The sequence below is a fragment of the Lichenicola sp. genome (assembly GCF_965198575.1).
Taxonomy (GTDB): domain Bacteria; phylum Pseudomonadota; class Alphaproteobacteria; order Acetobacterales; family Acetobacteraceae; genus Lichenicola.
Map to the genome: position 1 here is coordinate 2,452,280 of NZ_OZ240671.1, position 19,626 is coordinate 2,471,905.

16 protein-coding genes are annotated in these 19,626 nt (G+C 69.3%); 10 read left to right on the forward strand and 6 right to left on the reverse strand.

Features of this window, described 5'->3' with window-relative positions; translation table 11 throughout:
• Positions 1-2 precede the first annotated feature (2 nt).
• On the reverse strand, positions 3-1,145 hold the full coding sequence (locus ACOEQ2_RS11110; protein ID WP_419728047.1) for a 2-aminoethylphosphonate--pyruvate transaminase: 1,143 nt from the start codon (positions 1,143-1,145) through the stop codon (positions 3-5).
• Between the two features lie 136 nt (positions 1,146-1,281).
• On the opposite strand from ACOEQ2_RS11110, the gene ACOEQ2_RS11115 reads away from it, so the two are divergent.
• Genes ACOEQ2_RS11115 through ACOEQ2_RS11130 form a run of 4 tightly spaced genes read left to right on the forward strand, consistent with a single transcriptional unit; the run spans position 1,282 to position 6,931 of the window.
• Positions 1,282-2,364: a lysylphosphatidylglycerol synthase domain-containing protein gene (locus ACOEQ2_RS11115; protein ID WP_419728048.1), complete on the forward strand. Its 1,083-nt coding sequence runs from the start codon at positions 1,282-1,284 to the stop codon at positions 2,362-2,364.
• A complete protein-coding gene (locus ACOEQ2_RS11120; protein WP_419728049.1) occupies positions 2,361-3,050 on the forward strand; it encodes a CDP-alcohol phosphatidyltransferase family protein in 690 nt (229 codons plus the stop codon). The genes ACOEQ2_RS11115 and ACOEQ2_RS11120 overlap by 4 nt, the downstream gene beginning before the upstream one ends.
• A 7-nt stretch (positions 3,051-3,057) precedes the next feature.
• The gene (locus ACOEQ2_RS11125) at positions 3,058-5,652 is read left to right on the forward strand and encodes an MMPL family transporter (RefSeq protein WP_419728050.1); all 2,595 of its coding nucleotides are present in this window, start codon (positions 3,058-3,060) and stop codon (positions 5,650-5,652) included.
• A gap of 58 nt (positions 5,653-5,710) precedes the next feature.
• Complete coding sequence (locus ACOEQ2_RS11130; protein ID WP_419728051.1) at positions 5,711-6,931, forward strand: multidrug effflux MFS transporter; 1,221 nt, start codon at positions 5,711-5,713, stop codon at positions 6,929-6,931.
• Positions 6,932-7,028: 97 nt separating this feature from the next.
• On the opposite strand, the gene ACOEQ2_RS11135 is transcribed toward ACOEQ2_RS11130, so the two are convergent.
• The 4 genes from ACOEQ2_RS11135 to ACOEQ2_RS11150 form a co-directional block, all read right to left on the reverse strand.
• Positions 7,029-7,931 carry an alpha/beta fold hydrolase gene (locus ACOEQ2_RS11135; protein ID WP_419728052.1) on the reverse strand — a complete coding sequence of 301 codons (903 nt, stop codon included), beginning with the start codon at positions 7,929-7,931 and terminating at the stop codon, positions 7,029-7,031.
• A complete protein-coding gene (locus ACOEQ2_RS11140; RefSeq protein ID WP_419728053.1) occupies positions 7,928-9,385 on the reverse strand; it encodes a UdgX family uracil-DNA binding protein in 1,458 nt (485 codons plus the stop codon). Before ACOEQ2_RS11140 ends, ACOEQ2_RS11135 begins: the two co-directional genes overlap by 4 nt.
• Positions 9,386-9,392: 7 nt before the next feature.
• The gene (locus ACOEQ2_RS11145; protein WP_419728054.1) at positions 9,393-10,622 is read right to left on the reverse strand and encodes a putative DNA modification/repair radical SAM protein; all 1,230 of its coding nucleotides are present in this window, start codon (positions 10,620-10,622) and stop codon (positions 9,393-9,395) included.
• A gap of 81 nt (positions 10,623-10,703) precedes the next feature.
• Positions 10,704-11,306 (reverse strand): DUF2939 domain-containing protein, encoded by a 603-nt coding sequence (locus ACOEQ2_RS11150; RefSeq protein WP_419728055.1) that lies wholly within the window; start codon positions 11,304-11,306, stop codon positions 10,704-10,706.
• 220 nt (positions 11,307-11,526) lie between these two features.
• Here ACOEQ2_RS11150 and ACOEQ2_RS11155 point away from each other — a divergent pair, with 220 nt between their 5' ends.
• The 6 genes from ACOEQ2_RS11155 (at position 11,527) to ACOEQ2_RS11180 (ending at position 18,263) form a co-directional block, all read left to right on the forward strand.
• On the forward strand, positions 11,527-12,357 hold the full coding sequence (locus ACOEQ2_RS11155) for a HesA/MoeB/ThiF family protein (protein ID WP_419728056.1): 831 nt from the start codon (positions 11,527-11,529) through the stop codon (positions 12,355-12,357).
• Complete coding sequence (locus ACOEQ2_RS11160; protein ID WP_419728057.1) at positions 12,350-12,745, forward strand: hypothetical protein; 396 nt, start codon at positions 12,350-12,352, stop codon at positions 12,743-12,745. Before ACOEQ2_RS11155 ends, ACOEQ2_RS11160 begins: the two co-directional genes overlap by 8 nt.
• A gap of 59 nt (positions 12,746-12,804) precedes the next feature.
• Positions 12,805-13,638 (forward strand): SH3 domain-containing protein, encoded by an 834-nt coding sequence (locus tag ACOEQ2_RS11165; protein WP_419728058.1) that lies wholly within the window; start codon positions 12,805-12,807, stop codon positions 13,636-13,638.
• Between the two features lie 62 nt (positions 13,639-13,700).
• Complete coding sequence (pyk, locus tag ACOEQ2_RS11170; protein WP_419728059.1) at positions 13,701-15,149, forward strand: pyruvate kinase; 1,449 nt, start codon at positions 13,701-13,703, stop codon at positions 15,147-15,149.
• On the forward strand, positions 15,149-15,697 hold the full coding sequence (locus ACOEQ2_RS11175) for a hypothetical protein (RefSeq protein WP_419728060.1): 549 nt from the start codon (positions 15,149-15,151) through the stop codon (positions 15,695-15,697). The genes pyk and ACOEQ2_RS11175 overlap by 1 nt, the downstream gene beginning before the upstream one ends.
• A 148-nt stretch (positions 15,698-15,845) precedes the next feature.
• Positions 15,846-18,263, forward strand: coding sequence for a hypothetical protein (locus ACOEQ2_RS11180; protein WP_419728061.1), 2,418 nt, complete (start codon positions 15,846-15,848; stop codon positions 18,261-18,263).
• A 93-nt stretch (positions 18,264-18,356) separates the two neighbouring features.
• Here ACOEQ2_RS11180 and ACOEQ2_RS11185 read toward each other — a convergent pair whose 3' ends face one another.
• Positions 18,357-19,607, reverse strand: a complete 1,251-nt coding sequence (locus ACOEQ2_RS11185; RefSeq protein WP_419728062.1) for a D-amino acid dehydrogenase — start codon at positions 19,605-19,607, stop codon at positions 18,357-18,359.
• Between the last annotated feature and the right edge of the window lie 19 nt (positions 19,608-19,626).

Sequence of the window (19,626 nt, forward strand, 5' to 3'; positions counted from 1 at the left end):
GGTCATACCTCTCGGCCGGCGCTCTCCGCCCTCGGACGGTGCCGGCCGATCACCTCCAGCGCCCGCCGCATGTCGGCCTCGGTGATGGCCCCGATGCAGCCGATCCGGAAGCTCGGCGCCTGTGTCAGCTTGCCCGGATAGATCACCACCCCCTCCGCCTGCAGAGCGTCGTAGAACGCCTCGAACGCGAACGGCGGCCCTGGATCGCTGAACGTGACGATGATCGGCGCCTGCAACTCGGGGCGCAGATAGGTCTCGAACCCCAGTGCCTGCATGCCCTCGACCAGCAGCGCATGCAGCCGACGATAGCGCCCGCCACGCGCCGCTACCCCACCTTCCGCGGCCAGCTGGTCGAGTGCCGACTCGAGAGCCGCCGCCACCTGCACCGGCGGGGTGAAACGCCACTGGCCGTTGCGTCGGAATCCGGCTGCCTGCTCATGCAGGTCGAGACTCAGGCTGACGGCATTGCCCTTGCACGTCGCCAGATGTTGGGACTCGACCACCACGAAGCCGATCCCCGGCACCCCCTCCAGCCCCTTGTTCGATGACGCCATCACCGCCGTGAGCCCAAGTCCGGCGGCATCGATCGGCAGTGCACCGAAGCTGCTCATCGTGTCCACCAGCAGCCGCCGTCGGTGCTGCCGCACGACACCTGCCACCGCCTCGAGCGGGTTCAGCAGTCCGGTGGTGGTCTCGCAATGCACCACCGCCACGTCGGTGATCGACGGCGTGGCGCCCAGGATCCGGTCGAGCTCGCCGGCGTCGACCGCCTCGTCCTCCGGCCATTCCCGCACCTGGTGGGAGCGACCCAGCCGGACCAGCATCTCCACCATGCGCCGGCCATACGCTCCGTTCACCAGCAGCAGCACATGGCCGTCAGGCGGCACCAGGCTCTGCAGCGCCGCCTCCACCGCGAAAGTCCCGCTGCCCGGCAGCAGCACCGTCTCATGCGTGCCGGTACCCCCGGCGATGGCCGCCAGCCGGGTGCGCAACCGTCCCGTCAGCGCCACGAACGCCTCGTCGCGCGAGCCCCAGTCGCGGCCCATGGCGGCACGCGTGGTGTCGCTCGTGGTCAACGGTCCGGGGGTCAGGAGCAGCATCCGGCCGGATGGAGGATGACAGCCGGGAGCGATCGTGGTTCTCAAGGCGGTGCGTGTCCGATACATGAGGGCGCTTGGGCGCGCCTGCTCCTTTCAAGAGCAACGTGGCGACGTCCGGTGTTCACTGCCTCAAACTCGGCTCCGCGACCAGCGCCGAAACCTGTCCGACTGGATCTCCTGCATGAAGCTGCTCACCCTGATCGGCGGTGCCGTCGGCGCCGGTTTGGCGATCTGGCTGCTGATGCGCTTCGGGTTCGGCCACGTGCTGGAGCTGCTGCACGCGGCCGGCTGGGGCATCCTCGTGGTGATGGCGTTCCACCTAGTGCAGGTGCTGTTCTCGGCACTCGGCTGGCAGGCGATCGCCGGCCGGGCGCGGCCACGACCGTCGCTGTTCGACTTCATGCTGCTGCGCTGGGTGCGCGAGGGGATCAACAACCTGCTGCCGGTGGCGCAGGTCGGCGGCGACTTCGCGGCGGTCCGGCTGCTGCGCCGGCGCGGCGTGTCCCTGGTCCAGGCGGCGGCCTGCACGGTCAGCGACCTCACCATCGAGATGCTGACCCAGATCCTGTTCACCGTCTGCGGGCTGCTGCTGCTGCTGCACCTGCTCGGCCGCAGCCAGGTGACCGACGAGGTGGTCGGCGGCATCGGCGTCGCGGTGCTGGTGGGCGGGCTGTTCCTCGGTGTCCAGTGGTTCGGCTTCGCGCGGCTGATCGAGGGCGGGCTGGTGCGGCTCGCGGCGCATTTCGGCTGGGAGGGCGCCGGCGAGATCAAGGGCCTGCACGAGACCCTGCTTTCCCTCTACAAGTCGCCCCGCCAGGTGGCACTCGCGACGATCTACCAGACGATCTCCTGGCTGCTCGGCGCCGTCGAGGTCTGCCTGGCGCTGCACTATCTGGGTCATGATCGCGGGCTCGGCACCGGCCTGGTCATCGAGAGCCTCGGCCAGGCGGTGAAGGCGGCCGGGTTCGTCGTGCCGGGAGCGCTCGGCGTGTCAGAGGGCGGGTTCGTGGTCGTCGGCGCGCTGTTCGGCCTGCCGCCCGCCGTGTCGATCGCGCTCGCCCTGATCAAGCGGCTGCGCGAGATCGTCCTCGGACTGCCTGCCCTGGCGGCGTGGCAGTGGCTCGACCGGCGCTGGCCGCGGTTGCCAGGGCTGGGAGACGAGCAGTCGGAGCTGCAGCCGGCATCGGGCGGTGCGGGGCAGCAATCGGGATTACCGCGGGGGGCTGCCCGGGAGGCCGCCCTCGAGTTTGGAGATGCGTCTTGAACAACGACACCTGGACCCATCGCCTCGCCCGGCTGGCGATCCGTCCGCTGCTCGGAACCGGCGTCACGCCCAACCATCTGACCACGCTGCGGTTGCTGACCGGACTTGCGGGGTGCCTGCTGCTGGCGCTGCTTCCATACCAGCCGCATCCGCATCCGCGCACGCTCACGCACTCGCTGGCGTTCTGGGGCGGCGCGTTCTGGATCCTGTCGGCCTTCCTCGACCGCGCCGATGGCGAGCTCGCCCGCGTCGGCAACATGATGAGCCCGGGTGGCCATCGCTACGACTACCTGGTCGATAACGGCATCAACTGCCTGTTCTTCTTCAGCATCGGCGTCGGCCTGACCAACGCCACGCTGTTCGGCCACCCCCTGCATGGCTGGTCGGTGCTCCTCGGCGCGGTGGCCGCCGGCCTGCTGTTCCTGTGCAACTGGGTCGCCGAACGCTTCGAGAACCAGGTGACCGACACCCGGATCATCGGCGGCGCCTGGGGCTTCCACGCCGATGACGCGCTCTACCTGCTCGGCCCGGCCGCCTGGCTCGGGTGGCTGCTGCCGATCCTGCTGGGCGCCGTCGCCGGCACCGGCGTGATGGCGGTGCTGCTCCTGACGCGACTGCTTCGGCTGCCACGTGGGCCGAGAACGGGCCCCGACGCCGCCCCGACCCGTCCGCGCCTGGCGACCTGAACCCCGCATGCTGTCCACACCACTCGGGCGCCTCGCGGCGTTCTGCTCCCGCAACGCCATCCTGGTCACGCTGCTGGCGGTGCTGGTCGGGATCGGCGCCGTCACCGCCACCCGCACCTGGCTCAACGTCACCACCGACACCGGCGGCCTGTTCTCCTCGAAGCTGCCCTGGAAGCAGCGCCAGGAGCAGTTCCAGAAGGACTTCCCGCAGGGCGAGGACCAGCTCGTCGCCGTCGTCCAGGGCGACATCCCGGAGGAGGCACAGGCCACCGCCAGCCAGCTTGCCGAGGCGCTGCGGGCCGATCCGGCCCACTACAAGCTCGTCCGCACCCCCGACCAGGTCCCATACCTGGAAAAGAACGGCCTGCTGTTCCTCGATGCCAAGCCGCTCGGCGACCTGCTCGAAAAGACCATCGACGCGCAGCCGTTCCTGGGTCAGCTGGCGACCGACCCGTCAGCCCGCGGGCTGTTCGGCGCCTTGTCGCTGATCGGCCAGGGCGTCGCGCGTGGCCAGGCCAACCTGACCAGCTTCGCCGCCTCGCTCGACGGGTTCGCGGACAACCTCAGCGCCGCCGCCGCCGGCCACCCGGCCCCGCTGTCATGGCAGCGGCTGATCTCCGGCAAGCTCAGCGAGCTCGGCGGCCACTACCAGTTCGTCGTCACCCAGCCGCGCCTCGATTACGGCTCGTTCCAGCCGGGCGGGGCCGCCACCGCCGTGATGAAGCACGCGATCTCCCAGCTCGAGTTCGTGAAAACCGGTCGCGCGCACGTCTATCTTACCGGCCAGGTGGCGCTGGATGACGAGGAATTCGCCACCGTCGCCCAGGGCATGGTCGCCGGGCTGATCGGCAGCCTGGTGCTGGTCAGCCTGTGGCTGATCCTGGCGGTGCGCACCTGGCGTGTGATCGTGCCGATCATCATCACGTTGGTGCTGGGCCTGCTGCTGACCACCGGCTTCGCGGCCGTCGCGGTCGGCACCCTGAACCTGATCTCGGTGGCGTTCGCGGTGCTGTTCGTCGGCATCGCGGTCGATTTCGGCATCCAGTTCTCGGTCCGCTTCCGCGCGCAATCGCTGCCCGACGGCTCCCGCCCGGACGTTCAGACGGCACTCTCCATGACCGGCCGCGAGACCGGCGTGCAGATCCTGATCGCATCGCTGGCCACCGCGGCCGGCTTCCTGGCCTTCACCCCCACCGCGTTCGTGGGTGTCGCCCAGCTCGGGTTGATCGCCGGGTTCGGGATGCTGATCGCGTTCGGCTGCACCCTGACCATACTGCCGGCGCTGCTCACGTTGTGCCGGCCGAAGCCGCTCGCCGGCGAGATGGGGTTTGCCTGGGCGCGGCCGATCGATGATGCAATCAGGCGGCGCCGCGTGCCGATCCTGGCCGGGTTCGCCGTGCTGGCGATCGGCGGCCTGTTCTGCATCCCGCTGCTGCATTTCGACGGCGACCCGCTGCACACCAAGAACCCGAAATCGGAGAGCATGCAGACCCTGCACCTGCTCATGGCCGATCCGGTGACGTCGCCCTACAGCGCCGAGATCCTGACGCCGGACATCGCCACCGCGCGGGCGCTGGTGCCGAAGCTGGAGGCGCTGCCGCTGGTGCATGACGTGCTGTATCTCGACAGCTTCGTGCCGACCGACCAGCCCGAGAAGCTCGAGATGATCCAGGATGCGGCGCAGATCCTGCTGCCGACCCTGGTGGTCCCGTCGCCGCTGCCGCCACCGGACGCGGCCGCGATCCGGGCGAGCGCGGTCAGTACCGTCGCCGCCCTGGCCCCGGTGGTAAGCCACCTCGCGGCCACCGACCCGCTGGCGCGCATCGAGACCGCGCTGCGCACCCTGTCGACCGCCCCGGACGCGACCCTCTTGGCCGCCGATGCGGCACTGACCCGGTTCCTGCCGATGCAGCTCGACCAGTTGCGCACTGTGCTCACGGTGACCAGCCCTGCCGTCGAGGCCGACATCCCACAGCAGATCCGCGAGAACTACCTGCTGCCGAACGGCCAGGCGCACATGGAGGTGCATCCGCGCGGCGCCCTGAACGACAATGCGGTGCTGCATGATTTCGTCCGCCAGGTCAGGTCGGTGTGGCCGGATGCCGCGGGTGCTGCCGTCACCATCGTCGACAGTGCCGACACCATCGTCCGGGCGTTCGCGATCGCCGCGATCAGCGCGCTGGTGGCCATTGCGGTGATCCTGCTCGTGTTCCTGCGAAAGCTCACGCACGTGGCGCTGGTGCTGGCGCCGCTGGTGCTGTCAGCGCTGCTGACGGTGATCCTGGTGGTGCTGATCCCGGAGCCGCTCAACTTCGCCAACATCATCGCGCTGCCGCTGCTGCTGGGCGTGGGTGTGTCGTTCAACATCTACTTCGTGATGAACTGGCGGCGTGGCCTGGCGCGTCCGCTCGGCTCGCCCACGGCACGTGCGGTGCTGTTCTCGGCGCTGACCACCGGCACGGCGTTCGGGTCGCTCGCCGCCTCGCATCACCCGGGTACCGCCAGCATGGGCCGGCTGCTGCTGCTGAGCCTCGCCTGCACGCTCATCTCGACGATGATCTTCGAGCCGGCGCTGCTCCCGGAACGGCGCCGGGACCCATGACGTGGGCCGGGCTGGCCGCTGGTCGTTCCGACGACCCACAGCCAGCCCGGTGCGCGCCATGCGCCTGAAGCCGGACTCGTTCGCCTTCACCCTGTTCCTGGCAGCGATCGGCGCGCTCTCGCCGCTGGCCATCGACATGGGCTTGCCGGCCCTGTCGGCGATCGGCCGCAGCCTCGACATCCGCCCCGCAATCGCCGGCCTCACCCTTAGCGTGTTCATGGCCGGCTTTGCGATCGGGCCGCTCGCCGCCGGCCCTCTGTCCGACCGGCTCGGACGCAAGCGGCTGCTGCTCACCGGCCTGGTGCTGTTCGCGATCGGCGGACTGGCGGCCGCGGCGTCCCCCTCGATCGGCTGGCTGCTGGTGGCCCGGGCGCTGCAGGGCGTCGGAGGTGGCAGCAACGCGACGCTGGCCTACGCGATCATCCGCGACCTGTTCGAGGGACGCGCGGCGCACCGGCGCATCGCCTCGGTCGCCGTGGTGTCGACCACCGCGCCGATGATCGCACCCTCGCTCGGCGCGCTGGTGCTGGGCGTCGCCAGCTGGCGGGCGATCTACGGCATCACCGGCGTGCTGGCACTCGCCGTGATCGCGATGGTGATGTGGGGCCTTACCGAGACGCTGCCGCCGACCGGGCGCAGGCGCGGGCTGCTGCTGCCGCAACTGGTGCAGGACGTGATCAGCCTGAACCACAACCGGACCTACCTGCTGCACAGCGCGATCAACGCGCTCGGCTTCGCGGCGCTGTTCTCCTATGTGAGCGGGTCGCCGCTGATCGTGCTCGGCCTGCTCAAGGCGACCCAGGCGACCTACGCGATGCTGTTCGCCGCCACCAGTTTCAGCATCATCGCCGGCGCCTTCGTCAACGGACAGCTTGCCGTGCGGCTGGCGGTCCCGGCGCGGATGCTCGGCATCGGCACGTTGCTGGCGCTTGCCGCCGACCTGGCGTTGCTCGCCCTGACGCTGGCCCACTGGATCACCCTGCCGCGCCTGGTGCCGCTGCTGCTGCTGGCCAATTTCGCGTTCGGCCTGATAGCGCCGAGTGCCGCACACGGCGCACTCGAGCCGGTGCCGCGCCAGGCCGGCGTCGCATCTGGTCTGCTCACGACGACGCAGATGGTGTGCGGCTCATTCGGCAGCGCCCTGGTCTCTGCGCTGTTTCCCAGGTTCGGCATCCTGGCGGTCACCGGGCCGATGCTGCTGTTCGCGCTGCTGGCGGCCGGTGCGTGGCTGCTGCTGCAGCGGACACGGGAGCCCGACCGCGGCGTGGCTCCGGGCTAGAGCTTTTTCCGATCGAAAAGGATCGGAAGAAAGCTCAGGCTTGTTGTGTAGCGAGCATCTTTATCCGATCGATAAGCAGGACCGATCGGATGATGCTCTAGGCCGGATAGGTCCCGGCCAGGAACGGCAGCAATGCGTCGAGCACCAGGTCCGGACTTTGCCGCTGCGGGAAGTGTCCGACGTCGTCCAGCAGGACGCGCTCGTAGCGGCCCGAAAACAGCGTCTCCTTGCCCTCCGACGTCTCCGGCAGGCCGCAAGGATCGGCGTCACCCTGCAGCATCAGCGTCGGCACGCCGATGACCGGATCCTGCGACACGCGCTCGGCCAGGTGGGCGTAGGCAGGATCTTTCGGCGCGAGCTCCCAACGCACCCGGTAGGAATGCAGGGTGATGTCGGCCCAGTCCGGGTTGTCGAAGGAGGCCGCGACGGCGTCGAACAGGGCGTCCGGCACCGTCCAGCCTGGGTTCCAGATCGACCAGATATGGCGCGTGTAGTCGCGGCGGTCGGTGCGCACGAGGTCGGCGCCGCGGTCCAGCGCCATCAGCCACTGGTACCAGTAGGCCTGGGTCTGCGGCAGCGAGATCGGCTGGTTCGGGTCGTTCCCGTTCCACCCGACCGACAGCGCCGCGATGCCGGCAATCCGCTCCGGGGCCACGCAGGCGAGGGTGTAGGCGATGCGTGCGCCCCAATCATGCCCGACGACCGCGAACCGCTCGAGCTGCAGCGCGTCTGCGAGGTCCAGCATGTCCTGCGCCAGCGCCACGATCTCGCCGGAGCGCATCGTAGTGCCGTCATGAAAGCGGGTCGGGCCGTGGCCGCGGTGGAACGGCGCGATGGTGCGGTAGCCGGCCTCGTGCAGCGCCGGCAACAGCGCGTCCCAGGTGGTGGCGTCGTCCGGCCAGCCATGCAGCAGCATCACCGGCCGCCCGGTCTCCAGACCGCCGACCAGGCAGCCGAGGCTCAATGTCGGGGTCTCGACCATGCGGAGTGCGGCGGTCATGCGGTCACCAGGCTGAGGGCGTGTTTCAGGTCAGCCACGAACGCCGCGTACTCGCGTTGCCGGCTGTCCTCGTCCGGCAGCCGCAGCAGGTAGGAGGGATGCACCGTCACCAGGCCCTGGGTGTTGGCGCCGTAGGTGTCGCCGAGGGCGATCGGCGTGGACCGTTCGCGCGAGATGGTGACGGTCCGGCCCAGCACCGCTCGCGCCGCGGTGGCGCCCAGCATCACCACCAGGGCCGGCTGCACTGTGCGACGCTCCTCGGCGAGCCAGACCGAGCAGGCGCCGATCTCGGTCAGGTCCGGCTTGGCGTGGATGCGCCGCTTGCCGCGCGGCTCGAACTTGAAGTGCTTGACGGCATTGGTGACATAGACGCCGGCGCGGTCGATGCCGGCCTCGCGCATCGCCCGGTCGAGCAGCTGTCCAGCGGGTCCCACGAATGGGCGTCCGGCCAGATCCTCCTGGTCGCCCGGCTGCTCGCCCACCATCATCATGCGCGCGTCGGTCGGGCCCTCGCCGAACACCACCTGCGTCGCCGGCTCCCAGAGCGGGCAGCGCCGGCACCCGGCCGCCTGGTGCGCGAGCTCGGCCAGCGGGCCCGCGGTGACCGGCTCGCTCTCCCGAGCCTTGGGAGGGGCAGGGGCCCGTCGCGGGCGGCTTTCGCTCGGGGCCAAGGGCGGGGTCTCCAGCATGGTTTCGGTACGCTCGCGGGCACCGCGGATCAGCTCCGGGATCGCTGCCGCCTCGGGAAGGTTGCGCCAGTACTTCTTCGGCATCTCCGACGTCATCGCCGACACCTTGAGCCGCGCCGGGTTGAAGATCGCGCTGAAATAGGCTCGCCAGTACCGCTCCAGCGCGTCGTCGTCGGGCACCTGCGAGGGGTCCGCCCCGGGGCCGAACTCGAGCGCGGTGCCGGTCCAATGCACGCTGCGATACGGCGTCAGGATCGAGAAGATCATGGTGGCGAAGCGGCGCACGAAGAACTCGGCGTTGGCCTCGACGATGAAATGGTCGGGCTCGAACCAGGCGACGTAGCGGGTCGCGTCCGGCTCGGGGACCTCGCGGAAGCGCACGAACGCGCGCATCTTGTGGGTGTCGCGCCGCACCGACTGCGCCAGCCGGATGGCCCGCTGAACCGCAGGGTCGGTGACCAGCTCGGCGATTTTCCGCTCACCCTGGTGGGCCCGCCAGACCAGGCCGTACATCAGGTCGAAGCGCTCCGGCTCGTTCGCCTGGATCACCGTTTGGGCCAGCTGCATCAGGGCCCTGGACACCGTGAACACGCCCGAGGGCGCCGCGGCAGGTGCGGCATCGGCGCCGCCCTGTGCGAACAGGTCGTCCGGCGCGCCGACGGAGAAATGCACCTGCTCCGGTGCTACCCCTTCGAGGGCGAGTTGGCGGGCGGCATCGCGCCAGCCATTGAAATCAACCTGATGGGCCAGAACGACGCTGCGCATGGAGCACTCAAAGCAGGGCGAGCTGCTTCGGTTGCGGCGCCAATCGCTGCGACAGCCGGGCGCTATCGAGTTCCACGGCCGGCCGGTGGTCGGCAGCGATCACGAATGCGGCGATCTTGGCCAGCGACAGCCGAAGCCGCGCCAGGTCTTCCATCCGCAGCCGCTTGTGCCGCCGCACCTGCAGGATCCGATCGACCGACTTCACACCGAGGCCCGGCACCCGCAGCAGCGTCTCGCGATCGGCCGTGTTGACGTCGACCGGGAACATCGCCCGGTTCTGCAGCGCCCAGGCGAGCTTCGGGTCATGCACCAGGTCGAGATTGCCGGTGGCGTCGGTGGCCAATTCCTCGATGCCGAAGCCGTAGAACCGCAGCAACCAGTCCGCCTGGTAGAGCCGGTGCTCGCGCATCAGCGGCGCCGGCTGCAGCGGCAAGGCGGACGACGCGTCGGGGATCGGGCTGAACGCCGAGTAGTACACCCGCTTTAGTCCGTAGGCGCCGTAGAGGTTGCTGCTCATGCGCAGGATAGTGCGGTCCGGGCTCGGGTCGGCGCCGACGATCACCTGCGTGCTCTGCCCGGCCGGTGCGAAACGTGGCGGCTTCGCGGCACCCGGCCTGGTGCGTTCCCGCGCCGCATCGATGCCGAGCCGCATCCGGCCCATCGACTTGCGGATGCCGCCCATGTCCTTTTCCGGAGCGTAATCCTTGAGTGCCGCCTCGGTCGGCAGCTCGACATTGATCGACAGCCGGTCCGCCCACTTGCCGGCCTCCTCGAGCAGCAAAGGGTCCGCGTCCGGGATCGTCTTCAGGTGGATGTAGCCGCGGAAGCCGTGCTCGACCCGCAGCGTGCGGGCGACGCCGATCACCTGCTCCATCGTGTAGTCCGGCGACTGGATGATGCCGGACGACAGGAACAACCCCTCGATGCAGTTGCGCCGGTAGAAGCCCAGCGTCAGCTCCACCACCTCGGCGACGGTGAAGCGGGCGCGCCGCACCGACGAGGACGACCGGTTGATGCAGTACGCGCACTCGTAGAGGCAGAAATTGGTCAGCAGGATCTTCAGCAGCGAGATGCAGCGGCCATCCGGCGCGTAGGCGTGGCAGATGCCCATCCCCTCGGTCGAGCCTATGCCCGACGTCGCGCCTTTGCTGCTGCGCTTCTCGGTGCCACTGGAGGCACAGGAGGCATCATACTTCGCGGCATCCGCGAGGATCTCGAGCTTGGCAAGCAGGTCCATCGATACGTATCTGGTTTGTTCCACGGGCCGGCGCAACCGCCTGCCCGTCGGAAGTACGCCTCGAGATGGGTTCCGGATGCGTCAGGTGCGCTGCGGCGAACCCTGCGTCAGCAGCTCGTCGGGCACGTGGATGCGGGTGATCTTCCACTTCCACTTCTCGATCCGCATCGAGACCGTCACCGGCGCGGCATTGCGATCGTCGACCAGCCGCACCGACGCCTCGAACTCGTTCGGGCTCACGAAGCTGACATGATCGACCCGGTCCAGCATCGCGAGCAATCCGCCGGCATGGGTGTCGGCGGTGCTGCCGTGATGCGCCGGCTTGGCCTGGACCAGCATCGCCACCAGATGTTCCGGCGTGACCACGTCATCGACCACGTGCGAGACGATCGTCGTCGCGAAGGATTCGCCGAAATCGGGCAGATCGTCCTGCACCGGAGCGGCATGGGCGCTGGCCAGGCTGACCGGAGCACCCGGATCAAGATCTGTCTTCAATCCGGTCCGGACCGTGCGCCAGTCGAGCGCCTCCTGGATCGTGCCGACATCGTCGTTCTGCAAGGCGGCCGCGACCGACCAGAGCGTCACGAACGGCGAGACCGCATACAGCGTGAAGGACGCCACCAGGCAACCGGCCGGGAGCCGGGCGGAGCGCAAAAGCCGGGACTTCAACGTTCGACGCGGCATGGCACAGGTCCTTGTTGATCGTGCGCATCTGCTATGTCGGGAGTGTCTTCTTCCCGACCTGTGGCGGTCAAGTAACATCGCGCAGCAATCTTCACGTTTTGCGTGATCCTGATCGTCGCGGGAAACCCTACCGGCTCTCCGCAGTGCTCCGGATCATGCGACGGACATCACAATTTGCGGTTAATCGCGGCCTTTGTTCCGCATATCCTCGGGCGACTGCATGAGCCTCGATTTCAGCGAAGACGAAGTCCACCGCTACTCGCGCCACATCCTCCTGGGCGAGGTCGGCGGGGTCGGGCAGGCGGCGCTGCGGGACGCGCGGGTGCTGGTGATCGGTGCCGGCGGCCTCGGAGCCCCGCTGGCGCTGTATCTGGCCGCCGCAGGGATCGGCACCATCGGCCTGGTGGATGACGACGTGGTCGAGCTGTCGAACCTGCAGCGCCAGGTCATCCACCACACCGCCAGCATCGGCCGGTCCAAGGTCGGGTCGGCGGCGCAGACCCTGGCGGCCCTCAACCCGCTGGTGCGGATCCGCCAGCATCCGGTGCGGCTCGATGCCGCGAACGTGGCGGGGCTGGTGGCGCAGCACGACATCGTCTGCGATGGCAGCGACAACTTCGCCACCCGCTATCTGCTAGCCGATGCCTGCGTACTCGGCCGCCGGACGCTGGTGTCGGCGTCGGTGGCGCGCTTCGAGGGCCAGCTCTCGACCTTCAAGCCGCATGTCGGCGGCCCCTGCTACCGGTGCCTCTATCCCGAGCCGCCGCCGCCCGGCACCACGCCCTCCTGTGCCGAAGCCGGCGTGCTGGGTGCGGTCACCGGCGTGATGGGCACCCTGCAGGCCACCGAGGTGCTGAAGGAGGTGCTGCAGCTCGGTGAAGGCCTGTCCGGACGGGTGCTGGCCTGGGACGCGCTGGCGATGCGCTTCCATGTGTTCCGCCTGAAGCCGGACCCGGAGTGCGCGCTCTGCGGACCCCACCCGCGCATCCACGACCTGTCGGCCCACGCGACCGTACCCGTGGCGCGCGAGGGCGCCCGTGCGCATGGGTGAGGGCGCGGCCACGCCACGAACCCTCGGCATCATGCTGGTCAGCGACCGGTTCGAGCACGCGCATCATGCGCTGGTGATGGCGGCGAGTGCGGCATCGCTGGACCGTCCGGTGGTGCTGTTCGCGACCCATGGCGGCCTGCACGCGCTCTGCAGCGACTGGTCCGGCCTTGCCGGCAGCGAGCGCGATACGCTCTTCCAGGCCCGCGGCGTCGCAGGCTTCGGCCAGCTGCAGGACACGCTGGCGCTGCTCGGCGTGCGGCTGATGGCCTGCGAGGCTGGCTTGCGCGCCATCGACCTGGCTCCGGATGCGCTGCTGGGTGCGGTCGAACGCGTCGGCGTCCCGACCTTCCTCGACGCCGTGGGCGACGGCCAGATGCTCTCGATCTGACGGCGCCGACACGCGACCGCCTCTTGCCCTCGGGCGCCGGGCTTGGCACGGATGGGGCCATGTCTTTCGCCCGCCTGGCCGCGCCCACGGTCGCCCTCATGGTCGCCCTCCTGCCTGCCAGCGTTCCGGCGCAGACCCCGAGCGGAGACCCCTCCACGCCGGGGCATTCGCCGATGCACGGCAAACCCGTCTCGCACGCGCCTCACGAACCGGCGCATCACCAGCCGGCGCACCATGACCCCGGCCACCATGCTGCAATCCACCATGCCAAGGCCCCGGCGCATCCGCTGCATCCGGCTTGGCATGCGCCACCACCGCCGCCCCCTCCGGCTCCGGTAGCTCCGGTCGTGCCGGCCCCCGTCGTGCCGCCGGTGCAGGCCAAGGGCAGCAACACCGGCTTGCCGCTCCCGCGTTTCGCATCCCTGCGCGCCGACGACGTCAACCTGCGCGGCGGTCCGGGCACGCGCTATCCGATCCAATGGGTGTATAAGCGGCGTGATCTGCCGGTCGAGATCGAGCGCGAGTTCGATGTCTGGCGGCTGATCGAGGATTCCGACGGCGTGAAGGGCTGGGTGCACCAGGCGACGCTGGTCGGCAGCCGCAGCTTCGTGGTCGTGGCGCCGCAATCGCCCCCGACGTCCGGGGACAGTGCCGCGGGAAGTTCGGAATCGAATGCTGCAGGTGCTTCCGTCGCGGGGAGCCAGCTGTTACGCAGCGAGCCGCGGGAGGATGCGGCAGTCGTTGCGATCCTCAAGCCTGGTGTCATCGGCCGAATCCGTGCCTGTCCGGCCGGCTCCGACTGGTGCCGGGTCAGCCTCAAGGAGTATGCCGGTTGGCTGCCGCGTGCTGCCTTCTGGGGCCTTCTGCCTGGCGAGACGATCCAGCCGCCCTGACCGGTGCTCCCAAACTGTCGGGACACCGGGCAGTTCATCTCTCTTGGACAGGAGGCCAGTCCTTGTCAGCTCACACGTCACCCGCCGCTCTGCTTAGCCGTCGCACCAAGATCGTCGCCACGCTCGGGCCGGTCAGCAGCTCCGAGGACCGCATCGCCGCCCTCGTCGAGGCTGGCGCCGACCTGTTCCGGGTCAACTTCTCGCATGGCGAGCACGCCGATCATGGCGCCCGGATCGCCGCGGTGCGCGCGGTCGAGCAGCGTCATGGCCGCCCGATCGGCATCCTCGCCGACGTGCAGGGGCCGAAGCTGCGGGTCGGCGCGTTCGCCGGCGGCCGCGCCCTGCTGGTGCCGGGAGAGAGCTTCGGGCTCGACCTCGAATTCACCCCAGGCGACCAGCGCCGCGTGCAGCTGCCGCATCCGGAGATCATCCAGGCCGCCACCGTCGGCTCGATGCTGCTGCTCGATGACGGCCGGCTGAGCCTGCGCGTGCGGGCCTGCTACTCCGACCGGCTCGAGACCGAGATCGTAACCGGCGGCATCCTGTCGGACCGCAAGGGCGTCAACGTCCCGGACGTCATCCTGCCGATCCCGGCGCTGACCGTGAAGGACCGCGCCGACCTCGCCTTCGCGCTGGATCACGGCGTCGATTTCATCGGCCTGTCCTTCGTGCAGACCCCGGCCGACGTCGAGGAAGCCCGCTCGCTGGTGCAGGGTCGCGCCTGGATCATGACCAAGGTCGAGAAGCCGCAGGCCCTCGACAACCTGGACGCGATCCTGCGCCTCTCCGACGCGGTGATGGTCGCCCGCGGCGATCTCGGCGTCGAGCTGCCGCCGGAGCGGGTGCCGCTCGAGCAGAAGCGCATCGTCCGCGCCGCCCGCCAGATGGGCATCCCGGTGGTGGTCGCGACCCAGATGCTGGAGAGCATGATCTCTGCCCCGACGCCGACCCGCGCCGAGGCCTCCGACGTGGCGACGGCAGTGTTCGACGGCGCCGACGCGGTGATGCTGTCGGGCGAGACCGCGGTCGGCCAGTATTCGGTCGAGGCAGTGTCGATCATGAAGCGCATCGCCATGCAGGTCGAAGCCGACCAGGGCTGGCTCGCCATGCAGGAAGCCGCGCGCCCGGCCCCCGACGGCACCACGGCGGACGCGATCGCCTACGCCGCACAGCAGGTCGCCCAGTCGATCGGCGCGGTGGCGATCGTCGCCTACACCTTGTCGGGCCGCAGTGCGGTGCGGATCTCGCGCGAGCGTCCGGCCTGCCCGGTACTCGGGTTGGCTGCCAACCTGCCGGCCGCCCGCCGGTTGTCGGTGGCATGGGGTGTCCAGGCGCTGGCGGTCGGCGAGCACGAGCCGAACGAGACCATGGCGCATGTCGTCGAGGCGGCGGTCGAGACCGCGCAGAAGGCGGGTCTGGCGGTTCCGGGCGACCTGCTGGTGATTGCCGCCGGCGTTCCGTTCGGGCGAGCCGGCACCACCAACACGCTTCGCGTCGTCAAGGTCGACTGATGGGTGGCACGCCGCGCTCCGGAGCTGCGCTGATCCGGCGTCGCCTGGCGCTCGGCGTGCTGCTTTTCGGGGTTCATGCGTCCCTGCAGTCGGCCCGGGCGGCCGATCCGGGGGCGGCAAGCAGCCTGACGGCATCCAACCCGCTCGCCGCACCCGGCAACTACTCGCTTGCGCCGCAACCCCCCGGGCCCCAACCAACCGGGTTCCAGCCTTCGGGAGCGCTGTTCCCGTCGCCGGTGATCGCCGGTGGCGAGGTCAGCCAGTCCTTCGGCTCCAACGGCTACAGCAGCACCTCGATGCGGGTGGATAGCGGCCTGATCGGCGGCAACACCCACGCCTTCGTGGCGATCGGGGCCGGGCAGGGGCCGCACTGGAAAGATCAGCCTAAAGTCACCGGCAGCAGTGCCGCGGTCGGCATCGAGACCGATCTCGGCCATGGCTTCTCGATCGGTGTCGCCGGTGGCGAAGAACGGGACCGCGTCTCCGGCCGCTATCCCGGTTGGGCAGGCTCGTCGACCGACGCAGGGAACGGGTTGGCACTGCCTTGAGGCAGTCTGCCGTGAAGCTGTGCGCCTTCGACCGGTCCGGCAATCGTCCGGAACCACCTAACGCCTTGAAATCTTGACTGGCGAAACGGCGCGGATCGGCTGGATGATCGTGCCGTCCGAAGTGCTGCGATGGACATAGGATGCGATCATGTTGACCCGTGAGCAGCTCGCCGTGCTGAACCCGATCCTGAGCGACGCGGTGGTGCTGCGTGGCGACACCTACCATTTGCGCCTGCTCGCCGATGTCGAGGTGCCGATCGTCAATTCCGCCGGCCCGCTGAAATCCTTCAATGACGGCTGGCGTCCGGGCCTGGTGCTGACGCTGTTCCATCCGGTGCTGCTGCTGGAGTTCCTGCATGAAGGCGGCCATGCCGGCTTCTGGCTGCTCAACCCGGAAGGCGTCTTCATCGGCAACGACTTCACCGCGCTGCCGCCGTTCCTGTTCGAGCTCGTCGGCCTGCGTGGCGGGCCTGCGGTGAATTGGCTGGCCGCGATGGGCACGCCCGGCCTTGCCTGCATGCAGCCCGCATCGGTGTCCGCCCTGCTCGCGCTGCATCTCGACGTCCGGCGCGAGATCGTGCGCACGCTCTGCGCCAAGGCCGGCCAGCCGATGCTGCCCGACGCCATGCTCGAGATCGCCGCCGACGATCCGCTGGTGCTGTCGCCGGCGCAGGCCCGTATCGCCCCGCCGGACGACCTCGTGATCACCGCTGCCGACATGCCGACCCATCTCGGGGCCGGGTGGCGGGTGGACCGCGTGAGCACGCTGTTCGCGCCGGTGGTGATCCTAGAGCTGCTGCATGAGGACGGTCACCAGGGCGTCTGGTACGTCGACCGGCGCGTCGAGCTGCTCGGCAACACGGCACAGCAGCTGCGCGGGGCCATGCGCACGCACCTGGAGTCGGTGTGCACGGTGGTGTTCGAGGAGCTGCGCGAGCGGCTGATCATGGCCCCGGCGCTGCCGCTCAGCGAGACTGCGTCATCGTTCCTGCAGCTGCAGCGGCTGACCCGGGACGACCTGCTGAGCCTCTATTTCCTGAGCTCCGGCCTGAACGAGACGGTGGCCCATCGCTGGCCCGCCGACGAGCCGCCGCCGGCGCCGATGAGCTATTCGGCCTCGACACCGACCGGCCAGGTGTTGCTGGATCCGAACCATACCCGGGCCACCTGCCAGCATTTCCTACGAACCGAGCTGTTCAGGCAGGCCGGGGACGGCGCGATGATGTGGCCGTCGCCGGTCGATGGCCACATGATCCGGGTGGTCCCCAGGACCTTCTACATCGACGATTTCAGCTTCGCGTACCAGATGTGCGACGACCGCACCGGGCTCACCTTCTACATCTTCGCGCAGGAAGGCTTCTTCAGGGGCTTCGCGGCTTATTTCCCGTCCGCCGACCTGGTCGTCGGCGCCGATCGCCTGCAGATGGACATCTCCATCCGCTACACCCACAAGGCGGGGCAGACGCTGCTGCGCCACGTGACGCTCTACGGCGCCGACCTCGCCACCAGCCTGCTGCAGCCGCCGGCCGAGATCGTTCACGCCTTCCGCGGCTACCCTGCGATCCATCTGGGGCACTTCGTCTGGCAGGATCTGAGCGGCGTGTCCTACCTGGTGGACGCGTTCCCGCCGGAGAAGCTGCCGCGTTTCTATGTGTTCGACACCGCGCACCACCCCGAGATCTACGGCCCGATCGACGAGATCTTTCCCGAGCTCGCCGGCAAGGTGGTCCGGATCGAGGGCTCGTTCGTCAGCCATATCGAGCAGTTCTACCGTGATCGGCAGAGCGTCATAAAATCCACCGGCATCAGCGTTCCGGGCCAGGTCGGCCGGCGGATCATCGCCGCACTGCGCCGGTCCGAGCGGTGGCACGAGCCGGTGCTGCAGGCAGCGCAGGCGAATGCGCGGGGTGCCGTGGTGGTGGTGGGCCTGCGCATCGGCAACCGCACCATCGAGGACATGGAGGGCTTCACCATCGACCTCGTGGCCATGCTGGCGCGCGAGCTCGGCCGCGTCACCATCGTCATCGACGGCCATAACAGCGCCGGTGACCAGCCCGGCAGCACCTATGCGAGCTTCGGCGACACGCTGACCGGCGGCTCCACCTTCATGCAGCGCGAGATGGCGATCGCGGACTCACTCGAGCAGCGCTACCGCGGGACCGACGTCACCATCGTCAGCAACATCGACCGCCCGGTGCAGGAGAGCGTCATCTGGTGCAGCGAGGCGGATTTCTTCGTGGCCCCCTGGGGTGCGGCGCTGGCCAAGTACCGGTGGGTCTGCAACACGCCAGGCCTCGCCACGGTCGGACGCTGGAACCTCGAGAACCGGCACGACCTCGCGATCTATCACCACCCGGCCGCGATGGATCACCCGACCCCGATGTATTTCAACGCGATCGAGGCGGTCACCGACGTTGCCGAGCCGGGCTCCGAGGGTGTCGATCGCAGCAACTACACGCTGGACGAGACCCTGGTGTTCGCCCAGGTCCGCGACCTGATCGCCGCCCATGTCACCCCGAGGCTGCACCCTGCGGTGGAAGAGCCCACGGAACACGAAGCGGCCTGACCTTCGCGAGGCACGAAGAGACCGGTTCGAGAATGTGGTGTGCCGGGTGAGAGTGCCGGATCGCCGGCACAGCGCATCCTCGAGCGGTCGATCTCAGTAGCGGGAGAGCGACAGGTCCTCGTGCTCGATATTCGGGCGCCGGTCCGAAATGAGGTCGGCGATCAGTCGGCCGGAGCCGCAGGCCATGGTCCAGCCGAGCGTGCCGTGGCCGGTATTGAGCCACAGATTTCGATAACGGCCTGCCTTGCCGATGATCGGCGTGCCATCGGGCGTGTTCGGTCGCAAGCCGGTCCAGTAGGTCGCGCGCTCGAGGTCGCCGCCGCCGAACAGCTCGCCGAACGACAGCTCCAGCGTCTCCCGCCGCTCCGGACGCAGGCGCAGGTCGTAACCCGTCAGCTCCGCCGTGCCGCCGACGCGGATGCGATCGCCGAGCCTGGTCATCGCGACCTTGTAGGTCTCGTCGTTTACCGTCGAGACGGGGGCGCGGGCCGGATCGGTGAGCGGGATGGTGAGCGAGTAGCCCTTCACCGGATAGACCGGCACATGCAGCCCGAGCGGCCGCAGCAACCGCGCCGTGTGCACCCCCATCGCCACCAGGTAGGCGTCGGCCAGCACCGGACCTTCGGTGGTCTGCACGCTCTCGATCAGGTCCGGTGAGTGCAGCAGCCGCTCGATGCCGACGCCGAAGCGGAACCGAACGCCCGCTGCCGCAGCCTTTTCGGCCAGCCGCCGGGTGAACAGATGCGCGTCGCCGGACTGGTCGCCGGGCAGCCTCAGGCCGCCCTTCAGCCGGTCGATCGAGTGCGCCAGCCCGGGTTCATGGCGCAGCACGCCGTCCCGGTCGAGCAGCTCGTGCGGCACGTCGCTTGCGGCCAGGATACGCATGTCGTCCGCGGCATGGTCGAGCTGCGCCTGGGTGCGGAACAGCTGGATCAGCCCGCCCTGGCGATCGTCGTAGGTGATGCCGGTTTCGTGGCGCAGGTCGTCCAGGCAGTCGCGGCTGTACTCGGCGATCCGCAGCATCCGGCTCTTGTTGCGGTCGTACGCCTCCTCGGTGCAGTTCGCCATCAGCTGCGTCATCCAGCGGAACATCGCCAGATCGACCCGGGCGCGGATCCTGAGCGGGCTGTGCTTGTGCAGCATCCAGCCGAGCGCCTTGCGCGGGAGCCCCGGTGCCGCCCACGGCGTCGAGTAGCCGGGCGAGACCTGGCCGGCATTGGCGAAGCTGGTCTCCATCGCCACGCCGGGCTGGCGGTCGATCAGCTCGACCTCGTGCCCCAGCCGCGCCAGATACCAGGCCGAGGTGACGCCGATCACGCCGCCGCCAAGCACCGCGACCTTCATGCGCGGGACCTTCTCGAAG

Coding starts and splice junctions, on each gene's coding strand:
- ACOEQ2_RS11155 (WP_419728056.1), top strand. CDS start 11,527: ATGAGCCTCGATTTCAGCGAAGACGAAGTCCACCGCTACTCGCGCCAC.
- ACOEQ2_RS11135 (WP_419728052.1), bottom strand. CDS start 7,931: ATGACCGCCGCACTCCGCATGGTCGAGACCCCGACATTGAGCCTCGGC.
- ACOEQ2_RS11175 (WP_419728060.1), top strand. CDS start 15,149: ATGGGTGGCACGCCGCGCTCCGGAGCTGCGCTGATCCGGCGTCGCCTG.
- ACOEQ2_RS11165 (WP_419728058.1), top strand. CDS start 12,805: ATGTCTTTCGCCCGCCTGGCCGCGCCCACGGTCGCCCTCATGGTCGCC.
- ACOEQ2_RS11160 (WP_419728057.1), top strand. CDS start 12,350: ATGGGTGAGGGCGCGGCCACGCCACGAACCCTCGGCATCATGCTGGTC.
- ACOEQ2_RS11140 (WP_419728053.1), bottom strand. CDS start 9,385: ATGCGCAGCGTCGTTCTGGCCCATCAGGTTGATTTCAATGGCTGGCGC.
- ACOEQ2_RS11115 (WP_419728048.1), top strand. CDS start 1,282: ATGAAGCTGCTCACCCTGATCGGCGGTGCCGTCGGCGCCGGTTTGGCG.
- ACOEQ2_RS11185 (WP_419728062.1), bottom strand. CDS start 19,607: ATGAAGGTCGCGGTGCTTGGCGGCGGCGTGATCGGCGTCACCTCGGCC.
- ACOEQ2_RS11180 (WP_419728061.1), top strand. CDS start 15,846: ATGTTGACCCGTGAGCAGCTCGCCGTGCTGAACCCGATCCTGAGCGAC.
- ACOEQ2_RS11130 (WP_419728051.1), top strand. CDS start 5,711: ATGCGCCTGAAGCCGGACTCGTTCGCCTTCACCCTGTTCCTGGCAGCG.
- ACOEQ2_RS11125 (WP_419728050.1), top strand. CDS start 3,058: ATGCTGTCCACACCACTCGGGCGCCTCGCGGCGTTCTGCTCCCGCAAC.
- ACOEQ2_RS11145 (WP_419728054.1), bottom strand. CDS start 10,622: ATGGACCTGCTTGCCAAGCTCGAGATCCTCGCGGATGCCGCGAAGTAT.
- ACOEQ2_RS11150 (WP_419728055.1), bottom strand. CDS start 11,306: ATGCCGCGTCGAACGTTGAAGTCCCGGCTTTTGCGCTCCGCCCGGCTC.